Below are 20,118 nucleotides of genomic sequence, written 5' to 3'. Positions count from 1 at the left end.
TGTCTCGGCCAATCAGGCGGGAGCGAACGGTGGGGTGATTAATCGATGTAAAGGAAACGGTTCGAGGCCATTAGGGTTTGGCAAAGGGTGGCAACAGCTCGGACTCGAGCGGAACGGCCTTGGGAAGACTCGGTGTCGCTTGTTTGTTGGAATAGTTGTTCAAGCCGATCAGTGAAACTCAGCAAGGAATCTCGTTCCGACGATGTGGGGCGAACGGCGAATAAGCGAAGGAAAATAGCATCGAGCTGTTGGTCGAAAGTCATCTGCTGATCTTGCATAATCTGTTTTGCGAGGTCAGTTGAGAATTGCACGATTGCGCTATCGTTCAAAAACCAAAGTGACTGACTTGCGACGGTCGTGGATGTTCGCTGGGAACAATTTGGCGACATCACGGGCTGGTCAAACGTGGCTAACATGTTGAGTGGGAGGTTGCGTTGGAGCTCGATAAACAGACTGCGTCGCGAAGCAGTGACGTGGCCGTTGTCCACTCCCACTGCAATTCCGTCTCGTAAAGATTTTCTGCCAATTACCACTTTTCCTTCCGTGTCCTCAGTCACCGGTACGCTGGGACCTCCCAGACGCTTTGTCAAATTGTGGCTGACTGACAAAATGGCATCGCGAATTTCTTCTGAGGCAAGTCGGCGTAGATTGGCTCGGGCGAGCAGGCGATTATCGGGGTCAATGGAATCCTGTTTCCGAGTTCGTGTTGACTGCTGTTGAAAAGTGGTCGATAGCAAAATTAGGCGGTGCAGTCTTTTCAGATCCCAGCCATGGCGTTGGAAGTCATCGGCGATCCAGTCCAGTAATTCGGGATGCGACGGGCGAATGCCTGAAAGGCCAAAATCACTTGGGGTATCCACTAAACCGCGGCCGAAATGGTGAAGCCACACACGGTTGACAAAGACACGAGCAGCCAGCGGGTGGCTGCCGTCGGTCAGTTGTTTAGCATAGGCCGAACGACGCCCCGTTGTGGACAAGCTAGGGTCGTTGATCGGTAGCCTGCTCGGACGTTTTTCATCGACTAAGACAGCCAGTTCGTTGGGGCGTACCTCTTCTCGGGGAGCTTCCGGATTTCCTCGAAAGAACACAACGCTCTGAGGGACGACGTCGGGCCGTTCCTGGCTTGCCATGACCAGTCGTTTCGGCGGCTTAGTCGCCCTAAGAGCCGCGATCTGCTGCTGTTCTTTTTCGAATTTTCGATAGGACGGCATATCGTACTCGATTAAGATGCCGACAATGCGGCTGACCGGCTTCACCATCGGGTAGAGGTCGAGAAGGCGTCGGTGCTCCTTCGTTCGTTGTGCGGCTTCTGTATTCACGGCTACCCGTGTTGCTTGGCGGTCTGGTTCGGGGACATCGGCTAACTTGCGTGCTAGGATCTGTTCTCCTAAATTGGTCCGTCGCGCGTTGAGATCGGACTCCCTCGCCTGTGCCTCTCTTTCAATACGATCGGCGTCCGCTTGTTCTTTCGCCGGAGTGAAGTCGACAAGTCTTGTGCTGGGAAGTTGCCACTGTTCAAGCGGAAACAGGGGATCGAAAATGGCGCGAAATCGATAGTAATCGTCAACGCCAATTGGATCGTATTTGTGATCGTGACATTGAGCACATCCGACGGTGAGTCCTAGCATGGTGGAGCTGATTACTTTGACGGCGTCAGTAGCAGCGAGATTGCGATTCGCCAAGCTGTTGCTGGTTTGGGTTGCGTCGGGCGCCATGCGAAGAAATCCGCTGGCGGTTAGTAACGCTTGTTGCCGTGCGTCATCGGGGTGCAACGGGTCGGTGATCATTTCATCACCGGCAAGTTGTTCTTGATAGAATTGATTAATCGGAAGATTGTCGTTGAACGCTCGGATAACGTAATCGCGATAGCGCCAGGCGTGGGGCCGTTTGACGTTGTTTTGATCGCTTTGGGTTTCTGCGTAGCCCGCCACGTCCAGCCAATGTCGTGCCCAGCGAACTCCATATTGGGGCGATGCCAAGAGTCGATCGACGAGTCGCTCGTAGGCATCGGGGTTCGGGTTCGTGACAAAACGGTGTATTTCATTAGGCGTCGGTGGAAGTCCTGTGAGATTGAACGTGATGCGACGGATGAGAGTTGATCGGTCGGCTTGAGGTGAAAATGGTAAATGATTTTCGGCAAGTACCTTAGCGATAAAGGCGTCGATAGGCGTGCGGACAACGTAGTCAGAAACTCGAGGAATGGAAGGAGTGCCGATCGGCTGAAACGCCCAGTGGCGAAGTTCTTCCAAGGTGAAACGCGCATCGTTTACATCATCCGGCTCGGGGCGGGCTGTCAAAGCACCCTGATTGATCCAGTCATGAAGGGTCTGTTTTTGTTCCGAAGTTAGCTTTTTTTTGCCCTCGGGCATCTCGTCGGCGTTCACACGTTGCCAGAGCAAACTATCGGCCGCATTGCCTGGGCTGATAGCGCTGCCGGAATCTCCTCCGGATTTCATCAGTCGTACAAGCCGCGCGTCGAATTCGCCTTGTCGATCCTCCTCTTCTTTTCCGTGGCAATGAAAGCACATTGCCTTGAGGATCGGACGTACATCACGTTCGAAAGTGAGGTCGGAAGCCGAGCTCTGTTGGGATGCAGGTGGTTCAATGGCCGATGTTGCCGTACTCGAGGAGAGGCCGAGCATGACCGTTAACGCCGCAACGCATGGTTGAGATGAAAATCGTTTCATGGCAGGCAGGGGGGAAAGACGAATGGAAGATTGAATGGATTTACTTTGCCAATCCGCCCTCCCAGGATAACATGTTGCCGCGGACCGTGGGGAGCCGATTTTGAGCTTCTTGCTGGGAGGACGCCGCGTGGAATAGGCGGCGTCTCAGCGGTCCGGGCAGCTGAAGGGATTACTGCGACGACTGGCTGGGATTATTTGTCGCCATTCGCTTCAGTATCTTGCGGTCCAGCTTGCCTGTGGTATTCAAAGGCATGCTTTCCAGGAATCGAATCTGTTCCGGCGCTTTGTAGCCGACTTGATTTCGAGAGTGTTTGATGAGTTCCGCGACGGTGGGTTGTTTCTTTCCGTCTTTGAGGGTGACGTAAGCGCATACCGTTTCACCGTGGATCATATCCTGTATACCCACGACGCACGCACTGTCGATTGATGGATGGTCGGTGAGAGAGGCTTCGATTTCTTGAGGGCAAATGTTCGATCCGTCATGAACGGTAATCCGTTTTTTTCGCCCGAGGAACCAGATATAATCGTCGCTGTCTGCTCGTGCCAAGTCACCGGTATCCAACCAGCCGTCCTGGATTGTTTTCTGCATGGCTTCTGGGTGGCCCCAATATCCGATCGTATTGGCGGGAGACTTCATCCACAGTTGGCCGTCGTCGCCTGTGGGAACCTCCTCCTGATCCGAATTGCGTATCGATGCTTGGTATCCATCGGCCAGTTGTCCGATAGATCCCAGTTTGTTAGTGCCAGAGGGTCGATTTGTGGTGGCGAGCCCGATTTCGGACATGCCGTAGACTTCATCAATCGTCATGCCTGTCAGCTTTGAAAACGCGTGCTCGAGCGCTGGAGACACGGAGTCGCCGCCGGAGAAACAGGCGCGTAAGGAGCTGAAATGGTTCTTGGTGGCCGCATGTTCGTTGACAAGACAAGTCAATGCGGCAGGCAACATGATCAGAATTGTGGGGCGCGTTTGCTCGAGCAGTTGTAATACCTCATCGCCATCTGTCAGATGAGCCACATCTACCCGGCCGCCACAAGCCAAACAGGATAATGACGATAAACATGCACCGATATGAGACAACGAAGAACTGGGGAGGAGCACATCCTCAGAAGTAAACTCAAGGGCGGCGATGTGGCTGGCAATCATCCAGCCGATCGTGGCTTGCGTATGGGTCACCCCCTTGGGTTTTCCAGTGCTGCCTGACGTGAAATAAATAAAGGCCGGGGTGTCCCGTTGAATTTCTGGAAAGTCATCGATGGGGGAGTCGTTAGAGAGAAACCATTCCAAATTTGGCTTGCGTGACTTCGGGCCAGAATAACGAATCTGGCCGAGAGGTAATTGATTTGCCAGCTTGCTTTTTGAGATCTCTTGTTCACGCTCCGCATGGAACAACAGAAGCGACGCGTCACTGATCTTCAAAGCGTGATCAATTTCTGGCGGCTGATAACGGTAGTTCAAGGGGGTGGCGACCAATCCAGCCTTCATGCAAGCTAGGTAATGAATGATTAATTCACCCCGATTGGGCATCAACGACGCAACTCGATCCCCAGCTTGAAGTCCCTGGCTCAATAGATGCCCAGCAAGCCGAGTCGACTGTTCTGCTAATTCCTTCCAGTTCCAACAAGCGTCAAGTGATCGAAGTGCGATTTCATCAGGCTTGGTCGATAGACCGGTTTCAAGCAGCCGTTGGATATCAAAGGGAGCAGCGAGGGGTGGTCCTGCTAGCGGCATGGTGGATTCCTTGTTGTCAACAAACACGTCGGGTCAGTGATATCATGATGAAAAACGTTGCCATTCTTCAACCCTGCTCGGCGCTCTTTTGGGCAGAATCTGTAAAACTTGTCGTCGGCGATCGGAGTCGATTCGGACGGCAGATTTGCCGAAAAGATTCCATGTAGCTCGGAATTATCGGCCATTGCCTCGCAGTTTTCTAACGAAATGGTTCGGTTCGGCCTTTGGTAAGCGGAGCGCTTCAACGAGAATGTCCTTCCCGTGATTGGGGAGATGGCCGTTCAATTGGAGGAAACTATCCCCATTTTTGCCGTCATGCCTACAGTCTAAGTAGGATTTGGCCGAAAAAGCCTGCCAATACGGTGACGAGAATCCGCGTGTGAGTTGTCTTGCGTTTTTAGCACATCGTTGACAAAAGGCTTGTCGCTCGGGCTGGATTTGGTCGAGTGAAACATTTTGCACCCCGTGGCGGCCGGTCTGGATTCTTCTGACGGTCGAATCGTTCGGATTGGTTTATCGAAAGTGAGTCAGTAATGCCGGTTTTCGATTTTGTGTTTAAGGTGCATGCAAGCCAAGCCGCGGTTCGAGACTTTCATCGTGATACGAGTGCGCTGAAGAAACTGACACCTCCGCCCGTCATTGTGCAGTTGCACGAGATTGAGCCACTTGCCGAAGGGTCCAAGTCGCGATTCACGCTCTGGCTCGGACCTCTGCCAATAAAGTGGACGGCAGTACATCGCAACGTGACCGACCATGGTTTTACCGACGTCCAATTGCAGGGACCGGCGCGTAAATGGGAGCACACTCACTCCTTCGACGCAACAGGCACGGACGTCACTGAGATACGCGAACACATCGAATATTCGCACAAGTCGGGCTTGTGGGGGCTGATCACTCGGTTTCTGTTCGCGCGGCTCAACCTGCAAGTGATGTTCACCTACCGAAAGTTGGTGACCTGTCGAGCCTTGCAACGAAAGCGAAGCAGAGCAGCCAATTAGCTGCTCAAGAACCGAGTGGACTGACCGTTTACTTGGATGTCGAGCATCCTTGTCGGGCAGAGATCCAGGAGGGTTGTTGGAACCCTATTCGAAGATCCCTAGACCGGTCGTTGCAAAGCTGATGCCCGTCGCGCCGGAATACCCTTTTAGACTGTTATTTTTCTTAAATCAAGACTTGATCATCTCCCAACCCCTCGAGTGAATTAGACGTATGGCTGGTGACCAAATTGAGTTGTCCGGAAGGCTTGTCGACATCTCAAACCGCAAAATCTTTTCGGCCGAAATTGTCGTTGAGCGCGGCGTAGTCGCTTCGATCCGTGAAACGAATGCCCAAGATGGCAACTTTCTATTGCCTGGCTTTGTCGATTCTCATGTGCACATTGAAAGCTCAATGCTGGTGCCGTCACAGTTCGCTCGTGTCGCTGTTTTGCACGGTACGGTAGCAACTGTCTCTGACCCACATGAGATTGCCAATGTGCTGGGCTTGGAGGGGGTCCGATACATGATGGATGAGGCGAGCACGGTGCTGATGAAGTTTTTCTTCGGAGCTCCTTCCTGCGTGCCGGCGACCAAATTTGAGACGGCTGGCGCTGAAATTTCGGTAGCACAAGTGGCGGAATTGTTGGACGACCCCCGGATTTGCTATCTCAGCGAAATGATGGATTACCCGGGAGTGCTATCCGGGAATACGGACGTAATGGCCAAACTCAAGGCCGCAGTCGATCGTAATAAACCCATCGACGGGCATGCGCCAGGGCTCCGGGGCGAACAATCGAAGAACTATTTCGCGGCAGGGATCAGCACCGACCACGAATGCTTCACGAAAGCGGAGGCGCTAGAAAAAATTGGTTATGGAACGCGAATTTTGATTCGCGAAGGTTCGGCAGCACGAAATTTCGATGAACTATCTTCGCTGATCGATCAGTTTCCAGCACTTTGCATGCTTTGCAGTGACGATAAACATCCAGATGACTTGATGGCAGGTCATATCGATCAATTAGTACGGCGTTCAGTTGCAGCAGGTATCGATGTGATGAACGTTTTGCAAGCGGCCTGTTTGAATCCGATTGAACATTACCAATTGAATGTTGGCCAACTGCGAGTAGGGGATCCGGCCGACTTGATTGAGGTCGATAATCTTCAACAGTTTCGCATACTTCGGACGTTTATCGAGGGGCAACTTGTCGCGACCGAGGGCCGCTGCCTGATCGATGCGCCCGATGCCTCAGTCGTGAACCAGTTTCATGCGGTCCCGATTGTTCGCAACGCCCTCTCGCTCGATGCCAGCAAACCGCAGATGAGGGTGATTGAGGCTGTCGATGGGCAATTGATCACGACGCACCAAGTGGTCGAACCTACGCTGCGGGATGGAAGAGTGGTCTCGGATACAAGCCGTGACATTCTTAAAATGGTCGTGGTGAATCGCTACACAAGGGCAGAGCCGGCCATCGCGTTCGTGCGAAATTTTGGCTTGAAGGAAGGAGCGATTGCGTCCTCCGTTGCGCATGATTCCCATAATGTGATTGCGGTCGGTGTGTCAGATGACGACTTAACGGATGCCATCAATTTGATCATCGCTGCCAAGGGGGGGCTGGCGGTAGCTCGAAGCGGTCAACAAAAAGTCTTACCTTTACCGGTGGCAGGATTGATGTCGACCGCATCATGTGAAAAAGTGGCCGCTGGCTACGTCGATTTGGATGGTTTGGCGAAAACATGGGGCTGCAAACTTCGTGCTCCTTTTACGACTCTCTCATTCATGGCCCTGTTGGTGATTCCAGAATACAAACTGAGCGATCGTGGCTTGTTCGATGGGCGACGGTTCGAATTTGTGCCTCTCTTTGTGCCCTCATAAAAAAATCGACTTGTCTGCGATAGGTCCGCCGCCAAGATTGGCTGGTGGAATGGTGTGGTTGCGTTGACTTTGCGAGTCTGGGGCCATCTGTGCCGTTTTGTTTGTTGGATGGTGGGAGCCATTTGGCCGCGAGAAAAATGCTTGTCGACCGTTGTGGATCGTTGCATGCTTCCCCTGTTCGATGATTCATGAGAGGATGCAGCAAAGATCATCGATGGGAGGTCGGTATGAAGAAAGTTGGGGGGATGGACGAAAATCGCTTGACGCGTCCAGTGGCGACAGATCCGATGCGACTGTACTGGCCTTATGCGATAAATTTAGTGTTGATTCACTTGGCGGCTTTGTTGGTGCTGTTGCCGTGGTGTTTTAGTTGGTTGGGCGTGGGGCTGTGTGTGGTCGGCCTCTATATCTTTGGGACGCTTGGCATCAATCTTGCCTACCACCGCATGTTGACGCACCGATCGTTGACGTTGCCAAAGTGGTTGGAGTACGTTGTCGTCACCTTGGCGATCTGCTGTTTGGAAGATTCGCCTGCGAGGTGGGTTGCGATCCATCGCTTGCATCATCAGCACTCCGACCGGGAACCGGACCCCCATAGTCCGTTGGTTAATCTGTTTTGGGGACACGTCGGGTGGGTTTTGGTCAAGAATCGAAGTCACGACTCTACCGTGCATTACGAACGCTATTGCCGAGATGTCTTGCGGGATCCCTTCTACTTCTGGTGTGAACGGAAACTTCATTGGTTTTGGCTTTATATTTTGCATGCGCTTTTGATCTTTGGCGTGGGTTTTGGAATCGGGTGGGGCACGACCCGTGAATGGATGGGGGCAATTCAGCTAGGGGTCAGTTTACTCGTTTGGGGTGTTTTCCTGCGTACGGTGCTGGTTTGGCACATTACTTGGGCCGTCAACTCATTCGGTCACGTTTACGGCTATCAAAATTACGATACGAAGGACTCAAGTCGAAACAACATTCTCTTCGCTTTGATCAGTAATGGTGATGGTTGGCACAACAATCATCACGCGCATCAGCGTTGCGCAGCTCACGGACACAAGTGGTGGGAATTTGATGTGACTTATTCGACGATCCGATTACTTGAGTCGGTTGGCTTGGCGACAAATGTTGTCAAGCATCCACTTGAGGATACTGCTCCGGTAGAAAAAAAGTGATTCTGCCGATGGGCAGCGGAATTTGCGGCGCCGATTACTGTGGTCTATTATCCAAAGACTGCCGCAATGTATGCGCACGGCGTGGATCGCACAAAGGGATCGAACAGTATAATCATGGCAATGAATATTCTCGGCTTCTTTCATGGCGTCGATTCGGCGGCGTGTCTGCTTCAGGACGGAATTCTCACCGCATACGTGGAAGAAGAACGCTTGATTCGCTTTAAACACGCGGAGAATATCTTCCCGATTCGATCTATCGAGGCCTGCCTTCAGCTCGGTAATATCGAACTGACGGACGTTGACTTTATCTCCTACGGATGGGATTTAGACGGTTACTCCGACGGGACGATTGCCCGTTTTTACGATTCGATCAATCAGAAATATCCTCCGGATGCAGGTACTCTTGGTTGGCAGAAATCTAACTTGTCAATTTTCAACCAGGCATCGGTTGCCAGAAGAGTGCAGAGTCAGCTCGGTCGGTATTTTGGTGTACCGGCAGATCGCCTGCCCGAGTTGCGATCGTATCCGCATCACAAGTGTCATGCTGCGAAAGCCTTCTGGTTGAGTCCACTGGAAGAAGCTTTGGTGTTAGTTGTTGACGGTTCAGGCGACTGTGAATGTACAACGTTATGGCAAGGTAAAGGTGACCAATTAACGTTATTGCATGAGACAACGATTCCACACTCCTTGGGCTGGTTTTACGCGGCCATGACCGAAATGCTGGGCTTTCGGGCCTATGACGGCGAGTACAAGGTAATGGGATTGGCCGCCTACGGGCGAGAGAATCTTGAGCTACGAGAAAAACTGCAACGAGTTTTGACGCCCGGGCCACAAGGCTGGGATTACGAGCTGCCTCCAAAATACATTCACCATGGACGGCATACCTATTCCGACCGTTTCACTGACGAATTGGCAGAGCAGCTGGGGTTGCAGCCACGTCAGGGACCGGTCCCGATCGAACCGATTCATGAAGATCTGGCTTTTGAGACACAACGTTTATTAGAAGAGACGGTCGTTCGACTGGTTACGCATTGGCAACAGGAAACGGGGCAAACGAATTTGTGCGTTGCCGGCGGTGTGGGGCTAAATGTCAAGTTGAATAGTCGAATTCACAAGAGTGGTCTGTTTCAGCGCGTGTGGCCGTTTCCAATTCCAAATGATTCCGGAACTTCGATCGGCGCTGCGGTTGGTGTTTATCATGAGGAAACGGGAAATCGTCCTCAAGCTTTGCAGCATGTCTACCTTGGTCCCGGCTACACCGACGATCAGATCGAGACGCAGATCAAGGCTTGTGGCTACACTTATCGCGCATGTGACAATATCGCAGAAGATGCTGCCGAGTTGCTGGCGGAGGGGAAGGTCGTCGGTTGGTTTCAAGGGCGGCTTGAAGGCGGGCCTCGTGCACTTGGCGGCCGCTCCATTCTGGCTGATCCCAGGTCGGTTGAAGCACGAGATCGTGTCAACAGTGCGATCAAGTTTCGTGAGTATTGGCGACCGTTTTGCCCAAGTATGACCGAAGAGTCGGCGGGTCGATTTCTGGAGCGGGCGGAATCGGCTCCCTACATGATCTTAGCGTTCGATGCGACGGAGGATGCAAAGGAAAATGTTCCCGGAGTCGTGCATGTTGACCAAACCGCGCGCGTGCAAACCGTGTCCCAAGCGACGAACCCTCGCTACTATCAACTTCTTAAAGCCTTTGAGGAACGCACCGGCGTGCCGGTTATTCTGAATACATCCTTCAATATTAAGGGCGAGGCAATCGTTTGTTCTCCGCGCGATGCGTTTCGTACCTTTTGGAGTACCGGGATCGATGCGTTGGCTGTTGGCCGTTTTCTTATCGAGAAACCTGAATCACCCCAGCAAACCTCACCCGAGGAGGTGATTCGATGAACGTGTTAGTGGTGGCACCCCACGCGGATGATGAAACGCTCGGCGTGGGAGGAACGATTGCAAAACACAGTCGGGCTGGGGACAACGTGACCGTGGCCGTGTTGACGGGCCATGGTCGTGAACGGCCGCATCCGGTCTGGCCGGCCGATGCTTGGGATCAAGTTCGGGCGGAATGTCGCCAGGCCGCGGAGGTCATGGGCGTTCAAGAATTGATTTTCGAAGAAGTACCTGCCTTGTTGGCTGCCGAGGAACCCATCTACGCGGTCAATTCTCTCGTCGGGAAAATCGTTCAAGAGGTGGAGCCAGAGATTCTTTACGTCCCGTTTCCGTTTGATGTGCATCGAGATCATCGGACTTTCTTTCACTCGTTGTCGGTTGCATGGCGCCCGACTTCGAGCGTGGGACGTTCGATTCACTCGATTTACTGTTATGAAACCCAGTCGGAAACTCACTGGAATATTCCCTACGTAGAAGCGGGCTTTTTGCCTACGCATTTTGTCGATATCAGTGAAACTCTGCAGATCAAACAAGAAGCGATGGCTTGTTATCAAAGCCAAATGCATGAGTTTCCAGCAACTCGCTCGATCGAGGCTCTGGATGCCTTGGCTCGCTGGCGAGGTTCTTTAGTTGGCGTGATTGCAGCCGAGGCATTTGTAACGGTTCGGTCGATCGCTTGAGTGCGATAATTATTGTCGCACATGGATGATTGAGGATGAAACGAAGCTTCGGTATGAAGTCAAACGTTAACTCAGGTTGATTTCTTCTCGGATGCTTCTTCGAGAGAACGCAGCACGGCCAACACGCTGGATTGCCAGGATAAATGCGGCCGTGCGAAGGTCACAGGATTTCTGTTGCGAAATGGCCTTCACACTCGTGTAAGCCCGCCGCATGAACTTCTCGAGTTCGCTATTGACGCTCTCTAAATCCCAACGATAACGTTGGATGTTTTGCGTCCATTCAAAATAGCTGACCGTGACTCCTCCCGCGTTGGCAAGGATATCAGGAACGACCACAACGTCGTTGTTTTTGAGAAGGGTGTCGGCTTCGGGGGTCGTGGGCGAATTGGCTGCTTCGATCACGATCTTCGCACGAACGTCAGCGGCGTTGTCCACTGTGATTGCGTCCTCCAGCGCAGCTGGGATCAGCACGTCTGCGGGCCAGGTGATGATCTCCGGGCCCTCAAAAGCGCTCCCACCTGGGAAACCGGCGATGGTGCGATGTTGGGTGGCCCATTTGAGAAGTTCGTCAATATCAAGGCCGTCGCTCCTGGCCACTCCGCCCAGATGATCCGCTACAGCAACAATCTTTCCGCCTTGTTCGTCGATCAGGCGCGCCGCGTTACTGCCGACGTTGCCGAATCCTTGCAAGGCGATGGTGGTTCCCTTGAGTGTGCGACCCTGATCACGCAGTGCTTCGTCCAAAACGTACATCACGCCTCGGCCGGTCGCTTCCTCTCGTCCATCAGAGCCAAACAAATGGACAGGCTTGCCCGTTACCACACCCGGCGAAAACCCGCAGTGTTTGCTGTACTCGTCCATAATCCAAGCCATGACCTCCCCGTTGGTGTTCACGTCGGGTGCAGGAATATCGATGGTGGGCCCGATGATTTCTTTGGTGCGACCTACAAAGCTTCGAGTGACGCGTTCCACTTCGAAACGACTCATCTCGCGCGGATCGCAGTCAATTCCTCCTTTGCCGCCGCCAAAGGGGACATCCACGACCGCCGTTTTCCAGCTCATGAGACTTGCCAAGGCGGCTGCATGATCTTCGTCCATGGAAGGATGATAACGCAGGCCGCCTTTGAACGGGCCGCGAGCGTCATTGTGTTGCACCCTGTAAGCGGTGTAGTGCATCAGCTTACCTTCATCGTCCTCTTCGACGATTGCCACTTTGACAACGCGACTCGGTCGCAAGAGGATTTCGCGAACTTTTGCATCGAGTTGTAAAACATCTGCTGCCCGGTGAAAAAATTGGTGGCTGCTCTCTAACAAGGGGGAGGCTCCCACAAAAAAAGTACGGTTGGTTGGGTCAGCCCAAGATCGGCCAGCCAGCTGCGTCTGCGGTTTCTCGAAGCCCAGGTTACCGATTGCGATCTGATCTAGCTACGCTGCTTGATTCTTCGCTGAGTGGCTCTAATTATTGGGCCAAGAGCGCAGGAAGTCACTAGAGATGAACCGGAATCAAACGAGTTTGTTCGCTCGGTCCGGCTGCTGGCGGCGGATCGATCCAACCTATCTTCTCCTGCTTCTCTAGCGAGTCCATCACGTGTTGTTTGAAGATCGGAACAATTTGGCTAAGGGCAGCACGTTCGTTCGGTGCAGTAACCTCGATGCCCGGAAGATTGGCGACACGAGCCTGGACGGCACCGGACTCCGTAATCGCGATATGAACGATACAATTGAAGACAGGGACGTTGAGTGGACTGCTGTTCTCACTCAAAGGAATCTCGGGCTGCTCGGAGTCGTGTGACATGTCTGAGGTCTTGGAATCTACTTGAAGGTGTGATGAGTTGGGAGACGGGGGCGGACCCGACTTTCAAAGCTAACACCAATTGCTGGTAGCGACTAGCGGAGAGGGCGCAGGAAATACGAGAGCTCGCAGGTTTCTCGGTTGCAGGAAGCGTGAATCGCACTGCCAATTTGCATTTTCTGATGTTCAGCGGCGTTTGGCATGGCACGCGCAACTGAGGAATTGACGTCATTCCGGAACGTTGTTCCGGGCGACAGCAGTCGTTGAAGATCTCAGCGTCTGTTTTGTCGTTGGCCCAGCAACACCAGAAATCCAAGGCAGGCGAGCACAATACTTGAGGGTTCTGGAACGGCGAACGCTTGCGGGCGAGCTCCTTGGTCGTAGCCACCTTCCTGAAAAGCGAAAGTGAAATCGCTGGTCGTGAAGTCACCGTCACCATCCCAGTCACCCGTCGCCCAGGTCGCGTTCCCTGGAATCGCATCCTCGTAGACGCCTCCCTGAAATACAAACACAAAATCTGACGAGTCAAAGATCCCGTCCAAATTCGCGTCTCCGATGTAGGAATTCAGAATCTCTGGGGAGTTGAGCATCTTCTGAATGTCCGCGCGGTTCACGAGGTTGTCCGCGTTCAGGTCGTACGACGGTTCGTTTCTCCCCCGTTGAACCTCTTGAAGCAGTAGATCGACATCCTGAACATCCACCACACCGCTGCCGTCGAAGTCTCCGAGCAGGGAGACGAGTCCCACCAGTTCAATGTTGTCAAAGCCGAGCGTTGCCGCGATCGCTGTGCCGCGTGAACTCGCTCGCCCCTCGTCGTGTCGGAGCATGGCGAACTGCACGTCGTTGAGCATCTCTTCGTAGTCGGCGTTTCCCAAGACTCTCACGATCGATTCTTCGTCGACGGGAAAGGAGTAGTGTCGCCAAAGGCCGTCGTTCGGAACGATTAAGGCGAGATCAGAAGTCCATCGCTGAGTCTTCACAGAGGGACCGAATAGAACCAGTCGCATTTCAAGTTCCGGAGAGTCCGTTGGATTCATCAGATCAACTTCTACCGCCGTAACGCCACTGTAGTCACCTTCCCAGGCTGTTGATTCGTTGCGGGTTGCCATGCGAGAACCGGCGCCACTTGTACCTGTTGACTCGACGAACAAAAACTTGTCGTCAGCGCCGTTTGGTCCGCCATTTTTGATTTGAATCGCTTCTAAGGCCCGTTCGTTTGTCCATCCTTCGGCGGATCCGCTTTGGAAGTCGCTGATCACGCCGATCTCTGCCCCGCTGGCTAGGTTCAGAAAGGAGATGAAAGCAACAATCAAAAATGAAGTGGAGGATTTCGGCGTATTTTGAAACATTCGATTTTTGCCTTAACTTTGCTGTTTCCCTTGGCACGTGCATCTGATCCTTCCCCTATCCTAGGCGGTGTCATACGGTTCGCCCAGCGTTTCGACTCCAAAAATGGATAAAATCGTCTTGCGAGATGGGTGGCGGGCCCGGAACGTGGAATGGGATTCGATGATCGATCAGGCGTGGCGCGCCAACGGGAAACGCATTGCCGGACAAAAAGGGTACGAAGTTTAAGGGATGTTCACGCGAGTAAATCTTGAATCACGTGACCATGAACGTCCGTTAATCGGAAGTCGCGACCTTGATAGCGGTAGGTAAGCTTTTCATGATCGATGCCAAGTAGGTGCAGAATGGTGGCGTTCAAATCATGAATATGCATCGTCCCCGGCGTCCATTTTTCCTTCGACGGTTGAGGGGTGAGCGTCTGGCCGTCGGCATCGGTGATGTTATATCCGTAGTCGTCCGTTCGCCCGTAAGTAATTCCGGGTTTCACGCCGCCACCGGCCATCCAAACCGTGAAGCAACGAGGGTGGTGATCCCGCCCGTAATTTTCACGCGTCAAATTGCCTTGGCAGTAAGACGTTCGGCCAAATTCACCTCCCCATACGACCAACGTGTCATCGAGCATGCCACGTTGTTTGAGATCGGTGATCAGGGCAGCGCTTCCCTGGTCAATGTCTTTACACTGCGACTCGTGTTCTTTTGGCAGATTGCCGTGTGCGTCCCATCCTCGGTGGAATATTTGGATATTTCTGACGCCTCTTTCTGCCAAGCGTCGAGCGTTCAGGCAGCAAGCTGCGAAGCTGCCGGGTTGACGCGCGGCTTCTCCATAAAGTTGAAAGGTGTCATCGCTTTCGCTCGAAAGGTCCATCAGTTCCGGGATGGAGGTTTGCATACGATAGGCCAATTCATGTTGACGAATTCGCGAGAGCATATCGGGGTCAGCGAAACGGTCGTGTTGTGCTTGGTTGATTGCAGCCAAGGCGTCGAGCTGGGCGCGACGGTCTGCTGGGGTGACGCCGGCAGGATTACTCAAGTAGAGAACGGGGTCTCCTTGGCTGCGGAGCAGCATGCCTTGGTGGTCCGATGGCAAAAATCCGGTTCCCCAGAGTCGGTTGAACAGGCTTTGTTCAGGGAAACTGGTTTTGGCGTGCATGACAACGTAGTGAGGCAAGTTTTCATTCATGGTCCCCAGGCCGTAGCTGAGCCAAGCTCCCAGGCTAGGGCGGCCAGGTATTTGGCTTCCCGTCTGGATGTAAGTGATAGCCGGGTCATGATTGATTGCTTCGGTGAATGTGCTGTGGACAACGCACAGTTCTTTTGCGACACGGGCCGTGTGGGGCAATAGTTCGCTGACCCAAACGCCTTGGTCGTTATTGTCTTGTTTGGTGAATTTATATTTGGTTGGTGCGAGGGGGAGTCCGTTTTTCTGATTGGCTGTCATGCCCGTGACACGTTGACCGTCTCGGATTTCGCTCGGTAGTTGCTCACCAAACATGTCTTGCATTTTGGGTTTGTAATCCCAGAGATCATGATGGCTGGGGCCGCCACTCATGAACAGGTAGATGACACGTTTGGCTTTGGCCGGATGGTGAATCCCATCCAGTGTGTTGTTGTCGGCACTGAACAGTTGCTTGCCCATCAGGCTCGTCATCGCAGCTGTGCCAAGGCCCAATGCGGAACGACCGAACAATTGTCGGCGTGTCATCATGAGTTCTGATTCGCGAATTGGGTTTGTCATCTTTGCTTCCTCAGGTATCGCTCTGTCGTGTCGTGCAACTCGAAACAACATCTTGTTTAATAGAGCAAGATCGCGGCATCACTCGCAAGGACGGTCACTGCGAGTTGGGTCCAAGCCGCCAGTTCGGCGGGCTTCAAGGATTCGTCACGATTTGCATCGCCAATGGTTAACAGTTCCAGAGCATCTGCTTCGGAATCTTGATATCGTTTTCGCATCTGACCGAGCAGATTTTGACAAGCTGTTTGTTCGGTCGAGTCTGGAGAGCGACTTGCCAATAAAAGGAAAAGTAGGTTGATGCGAGAATCATCGTCATCGGCTTCTTTCATGAGGCGTTCGGCTAGTTTTCTACCCATTTCGATTCGCTGGGTTTCGTTGAGCAAGCCGAGGGACTGGAGCGAGGTGCTGGTTCGGGAGCGACGCACGCAGCTTGATTCGCGGTCAGGTGCGTCGAAAAGTGTCATCATTGGATGTGGGCTGGTGCGTTTCCAGTAAACATAGAGACTGCGGCGATATAAACGTTGACCTTTGTCTCGCTGGTACTTTTTGGTGTTACTGGCGGGGTGAGCCATCGCCAGCCACATGCCGCCGGGTTGGTAAGGTTTGACGCCCTCGCCGCCCCGATGTGGGTCAAGCAATTGACTGGCCCAGAGTGCCAAATCTCGCAAGACTTCTGCATCAAGCCGGTAGCTCGGGCCGCGTGCAAACATTCGGTTTTCCGGGTCATCCAGATCGGTGCGCCAATTCGATTGTTGTCGGAAGGTCCGACTGTTGACCATTAAACGCAGCATGTGTTTTAAATCCCAGCCACTGTCCTGCAATTCGACGGCCAGCCAATCGAGCAATTCTGGGTGAGTCGGCTGTTGCCCCTGGAGACCAAAGTCTTCGGGGGATCGAACTAAACCGTCGCCGAAGGTGCGTTGCCAAATTCGATTGATCAGAACTCTTGCGACCAGCGGGTGATCTCGCGAAGTGAGCCATTGGGCGAATCCCAAACGGTTGCGTGAAGCATCTTTGGGGAGTGCCCCCATGATGGCGGGCACATCGGGGACGAGCGGATCCCCTGTCGCCAGATTGTACTCGCCACGTTTCAGAAGTTTCGTCGCTCGACCTTCGGGAAGGTCCTGTGCCACCAAGCTCGTGGTGAACTCTGATTCAGCCGCCGCGATCGCCTTCGCTAATTCTGTCGCCTGGGCCCTGAGCGGGTGGTCGGAGCGGGGGCCATCTTCGGCGGTGATCGACTGGAGTCGTTGGGTTGGAGTGGCGTTTTCCCACTTTTGGGTTTCTTCTGTCGATCGATCTGTCTTGGATGTGGTTTCAAAGTTGGCAAGTAACTCATCACGCTGCTTGTTTAATTGATGCCATTGTTGCCAAGCTGTTTGATCTTTGGGCGCTTTCACCGTGGGGCCATAGATGTAGGCATTGCCGTCCATCGATGACTCGGCTGTGTTGTTGAAAAACGCGAAAAGTTGATAGTATTCGGTTTGGGTGATTGGGTCGTATTTGTGCGTGTGACATCGGGCACAAGTTAGGGTCATACCCAGCAACACGGTACCAACTGTTTCCGTACGGTCGAAATTGTTTTTGGCCTGGAACTCTTCCGGTAGCGCGCCACCCTCGGAGGTGCTTGGGTTCATCCGGACAAAGCCCGTTGCCAATTTTTGTGCCAATGTTGCATTGGGCAGCAAGTCGCCCGCCAATTGCCAAGTGATGAACTCGTCCAAGGGGAGATTTTCGTTGAGTGAACGAACCACCCAATCTCGATATGGGAAAATGCCTCGTCGATTGTCTAAGTGCAAGCCGTGGGTGTCGCCATAGCGGACGGCATCCAGCCAATACCTGGCCTGGTGTTCTCCGTAGCTGGGTTTTTCGAGCAGATGGTCGACGAACGTTTCGTAAGCGCTATCGCTGGAGTCATTCAGGTAAGCTTCTAATGCATCGGGAGTGGGGGGTAACCCGGTCAAGACAAGGGACGCGCGTCGCGCTAAGGTGGCGCGATCTGCTTCCGGGGCCAAGTCAATGTTTATGGGTGCCAATTGCTGAGAAATGTAGGCATCAATGATCGTGCTGCCATCATCGTTCTGCTGCGCCTCTGGCAGTTGCTTGGTGGGCGGAACAAACGCCCAGTGTTTTGCGTACTGTCCACCCTGTTTAATCCAGCGGGTCAGTAGGCTGCGCTCTTCCTCTGTTAACCGCTTTTCGGCATCTTCGGGTGGCATCGGGTCATCCGAAGAATGGATTCGGGTTAGCAGTTCACTTTCATCCGGATGCTTGGGATTGATCGCTTGGTACCCACCCCGATCGGCGGTGGCTGCTTCCATGGAATCCAAACGTAAACTGTCTTCTTCCTGGGCATCAGGGCCGTGACAGACAAAGCACTTGTCAGACAGAATTGGCAGGATCTGACGAGAAAAATCGATCTCATTTTGATCTTGTGACTCTGCGGCGGTGAGTCGGATTGAGGGTAGCAGCAAGCAAATGAAAAACGGCAGAAGCAGTCGGAACGCGTGATGGGGCATCATCACGTTCAGACTGTATACGTAGGCTTTCATGGAATTGTGTACCTATTCTGTACCTGAAAAACGCGATCCCGAAGAACGCTATTGTTTTTCTTTATGTAGTATTTCTGAGTTACGTCCAGGCTGGCGTGCCGTGCCAAGTGCTGGAGATCCGCAGGAGCTACGCCATCATCGGCCCAGTTCTGCAAGCATGTGCGTCGTAGATCATGCGCACTGGCTGACTTTCCTGATCCGCTCACAACAATTCCAGCCCGTCTTCCAGCTCGTGCGAGCACCCTGCCAGCATAAGGCGTCGTAGGTCGTTGGCCTTTCTGTCCTACCAGATCTACTACAAATCCTATTCTCTGCGATGATATTAGGTCAAGGAATTCCGGGCTGACAATTGGAATAGACTGTTTCTGCCCGTTTTTCTGTACTCTGCCGCTGAAAGTAATCTCGTCGTGAAAGATGCGAATGTCTGTATTCTTATCGTGCGAGAGTACCATAGCTTCGTTGAGCCTCAAACCCATCCACAACTGCACCTGGGCAAGCTGAGTCCATCCAACGGGATCATGCGGACATTCCTCGGCGACAGCCGCCAGGAATCGCCTAACCTCATTAGCATCCAAAGGACTGGATACCCTCTGGCCTAACCAGCCCTTTTCATTTGCCCAGTTCAGGCAGGAGACCATCGTCAACAAATACGATTGGACGGAGCGTGGCGATAAAGAACGGCCCGTGGCAGGGGAGCCGCGACTCAGGAGCGTATCGCGTACTTTTGCCAGTGATTCTTTCGTTGCCATTTGTTGGAGAGTTCTGGGCTTTACGATTTGCGAGCATATTTGAATCCTGGAATCGTCAGTGACCTGAGTCTTCGGACGTATCAGAGGTTGCTTTTCAATTCGGTAGCTTCCAGGGAATGCCGGGGCTCGCATGCTGGCGGGGCCTGATCGTTCTTGACCCGTTGATTGAACGGATCATCGAATCAACTTTTGCACCCTGAAAAGCTGTCAGCTCTACAAAATGCTTGACGCAAACACAGATCTTTTGAAAACTCAAAGGGACGCTTAAATCCTTCGGAGTTCGAAATGGCCGCGATTGACGACATTTATTTTTAGTTCATCTTTCTCCCCGGCCCCAACCCCCTGATTGGCGTTTGTTTTCTCGCCTACGAAAGGTTTTCCGATGCTGTTTTCTCGATTTGTCCTTTTGACCTCTGCCGGCTTCTTGACGCTTCTCATCAGTCAGCAAGCCGATGCGAGCCTGATGGTGACGGTAGGCAATATCAATAACGCCGACGATGACACCGGTTATGGTGCGGTCGATTATTAATACCGGATCAGTGCCACCGAGGTCACCAACAGCGAGTACGCGGCGTTTCTGACTGCTGTGGCGGCCACCGATACCTACAGCCTTTACAACTCAGAAATGTCGGGGACTAATGGTGGCATCAGCCAAAACGGATCGTCCGGTAGCTTTGGCTATACGGTCAATTCAAACCGTGGCGAGAACCCGGTGGTGTACGTTAGTTTCTATGACGCGTTGCGTTACACGAACTGGCTTCACAATGGGCAGGGGACGGGCAACACGGAAACCGGTGCTTACACGATCACGGACGAGGGAATTACGAACAACAGCATCAGTCGTAACCCCGGTGCGACTTGGTTTCTTCCCAGCGAAGATGAGTGGTACAAGGCGGCGTACTACGACCCCACGTTAAATTCTAATGCAGGCGGCTACTTTGACT

The 20,118-nt window shown here is 53.0% G+C and carries 14 protein-coding genes; 7 read left to right on the top strand and 7 right to left on the bottom strand.

Going from position 1 to position 20,118, the window contains the following annotated elements:
- Nucleotides 1–38 precede the first annotated feature (38 nt).
- On the bottom strand, nt 39–2,642 hold the full coding sequence (locus tag P8N76_16345) for a PSD1 and planctomycete cytochrome C domain-containing protein (protein MDG2383241.1): 2,604 nt from the start codon (nt 2,640–2,642) through the stop codon (nt 39–41).
- A 214-nt stretch (nt 2,643–2,856) separates the two neighbouring features.
- Entirely contained in the window at nt 2,857–4,416 is a 1,560-nt protein-coding gene (locus P8N76_16340; GenBank protein ID MDG2383240.1) for a class I adenylate-forming enzyme family protein, read from the bottom strand.
- A gap of 533 nt (nt 4,417–4,949) precedes the next feature.
- Here P8N76_16340 and P8N76_16335 point away from each other — a divergent pair.
- From P8N76_16335 to P8N76_16315, 5 genes are all read left to right on the top strand, one after another.
- Nucleotides 4,950–5,414, top strand: a complete 465-nt coding sequence (locus P8N76_16335; GenBank protein ID MDG2383239.1) for a hypothetical protein — start codon at nt 4,950–4,952, stop codon at nt 5,412–5,414.
- Nucleotides 5,415–5,625: 211 nt separating this feature from the next.
- Nucleotides 5,626–7,266: an adenine deaminase gene (gene ade / locus P8N76_16330; GenBank protein MDG2383238.1), complete on the top strand. Its 1,641-nt coding sequence runs from the start codon at nt 5,626–5,628 to the stop codon at nt 7,264–7,266.
- Nucleotides 7,267–7,493: 227 nt separating this feature from the next.
- Entirely contained in the window at nt 7,494–8,435 is a 942-nt protein-coding gene (locus P8N76_16325) for a fatty acid desaturase (GenBank protein ID MDG2383237.1), read from the top strand.
- A 114-nt stretch (nt 8,436–8,549) separates the two neighbouring features.
- Nucleotides 8,550–10,325, top strand: a complete 1,776-nt coding sequence (locus tag P8N76_16320; protein MDG2383236.1) for a carbamoyltransferase C-terminal domain-containing protein — start codon at nt 8,550–8,552, stop codon at nt 10,323–10,325.
- Nucleotides 10,322–11,002, top strand: a complete 681-nt coding sequence (locus P8N76_16315; protein MDG2383235.1) for a PIG-L family deacetylase — start codon at nt 10,322–10,324, stop codon at nt 11,000–11,002. Before P8N76_16320 ends, P8N76_16315 begins: the two co-directional genes overlap by 4 nt.
- Nucleotides 11,003–11,068: 66 nt before the next feature.
- On the opposite strand, the gene P8N76_16310 is transcribed toward P8N76_16315, so the two are convergent.
- From P8N76_16310 to P8N76_16290, 5 genes are all read right to left on the bottom strand, one after another.
- Nucleotides 11,069–12,316 (bottom strand): Glu/Leu/Phe/Val dehydrogenase dimerization domain-containing protein, encoded by a 1,248-nt coding sequence (locus P8N76_16310; GenBank protein MDG2383234.1) that lies wholly within the window; start codon nt 12,314–12,316, stop codon nt 11,069–11,071.
- Between the two features lie 172 nt (nt 12,317–12,488).
- The gene (locus tag P8N76_16305; GenBank protein MDG2383233.1) at nt 12,489–12,797 is read right to left on the bottom strand and encodes a hypothetical protein; all 309 of its coding nucleotides are present in this window, start codon (nt 12,795–12,797) and stop codon (nt 12,489–12,491) included.
- A gap of 269 nt (nt 12,798–13,066) precedes the next feature.
- Nucleotides 13,067–14,143, bottom strand: coding sequence for a hypothetical protein (locus tag P8N76_16300; GenBank protein ID MDG2383232.1), 1,077 nt, complete (start codon nt 14,141–14,143; stop codon nt 13,067–13,069).
- Nucleotides 14,144–14,376: 233 nt separating this feature from the next.
- On the bottom strand, nt 14,377–15,876 hold the full coding sequence (locus tag P8N76_16295; protein ID MDG2383231.1) for a DUF1501 domain-containing protein: 1,500 nt from the start codon (nt 15,874–15,876) through the stop codon (nt 14,377–14,379).
- Nucleotides 15,877–15,932: 56 nt separating this feature from the next.
- A complete protein-coding gene (locus tag P8N76_16290) occupies nt 15,933–18,425 on the bottom strand; it encodes a PSD1 and planctomycete cytochrome C domain-containing protein (protein MDG2383230.1) in 2,493 nt (830 codons plus the stop codon).
- A 1,131-nt stretch (nt 18,426–19,556) separates the two neighbouring features.
- On the opposite strand from P8N76_16290, the gene P8N76_16285 reads away from it, so the two are divergent.
- Together P8N76_16285 and P8N76_16280 are read left to right on the top strand one after the other, a co-directional pair.
- Entirely contained in the window at nt 19,557–19,703 is a 147-nt protein-coding gene (locus P8N76_16285) for a hypothetical protein (GenBank protein MDG2383229.1), read from the top strand.
- Nucleotides 19,704–19,760: 57 nt separating this feature from the next.
- Nucleotides 19,761–20,118 (top strand): SUMF1/EgtB/PvdO family nonheme iron enzyme (locus P8N76_16280; GenBank protein ID MDG2383228.1); only part of this gene is annotated, 358 nt, incomplete at its 3' end.

The sequence above is a fragment of the Pirellulaceae bacterium genome (assembly GCA_029243025.1).
In the GTDB taxonomy this organism is placed as follows: domain Bacteria; phylum Planctomycetota; class Planctomycetia; order Pirellulales; family Pirellulaceae.
The sequence above is the reverse complement of the archived record's forward strand: the minus strand, read 5'-3'. Positions and strand labels throughout refer to the sequence as shown.